Source organism: Staphylococcus sp. HMSC062H10 (assembly GCF_001836945.1).
Classification (GTDB): Bacteria; Bacillota; Bacilli; order Staphylococcales; family Staphylococcaceae; genus Staphylococcus; species Staphylococcus aureus.
In genome coordinates this window covers 1-735 of sequence record NZ_KV830947.1, presented here as the reverse complement: position 1 = coordinate 735, position 735 = coordinate 1, and the positions used below count along the sequence as shown (strand labels likewise).

General features: G+C 48.2%; 1 rRNA gene. It reads left to right on the top strand.

Annotated elements, in window-relative coordinates:
- Positions 1-63 precede the first annotated feature (63 nt).
- Positions 64-735: ribosomal RNA gene (locus tag HMPREF2658_RS00550) — 16S ribosomal RNA — on the top strand; the annotation flags it as partial.

The following is a 735-nucleotide window of genomic DNA, read 5'->3' as shown; positions in this document are numbered from 1 at the left end:
AAAAACGTAACTATAAGTTACAAACATTATTTAGTATTTATGAGCTAATCAAACATCATAATTTTTATGGAGAGTTTGATCCTGGCTCAGGATGAACGCTGGCGGCGTGCCTAATACATGCAAGTCGAGCGAACGGACGAGAAGCTTGCTTCTCTGATGTTAGCGGCGGACGGGTGAGTAACACGTGGATAACCTACCTATAAGACTGGGATAACTTCGGGAAACCGGAGCTAATACCGGATAATATTTTGAACCGCATGGTTCAAAAGTGAAAGACGGTCTTGCTGTCACTTATAGATGGATCCGCGCTGCATTAGCTAGTTGGTAAGGTAACGGCTTACCAAGGCAACGATGCATAGCCGACCTGAGAGGGTGATCGGCCACACTGGAACTGAGACACGGTCCAGACTCCTACGGGAGGCAGCAGTAGGGAATCTTCCGCAATGGGCGAAAGCCTGACGGAGCAACGCCGCGTGAGTGATGAAGGTCTTCGGATCGTAAAACTCTGTTATTAGGGAAGAACATATGTGTAAGTAACTGTGCACATCTTGACGGTACCTAATCAGAAAGCCACGGCTAACTACGTGCCAGCAGCCGCGGTAATACGTAGGTGGCAAGCGTTATCCGGAATTATTGGGCGTAAAGCGCGCGTAGGCGGTTTTTTAAGTCTGATGTGAAAGCCCACGGCTCAACCGTGGAGGGTCATTGGAAACTGGAAAACTTGAGTGCAGAAGA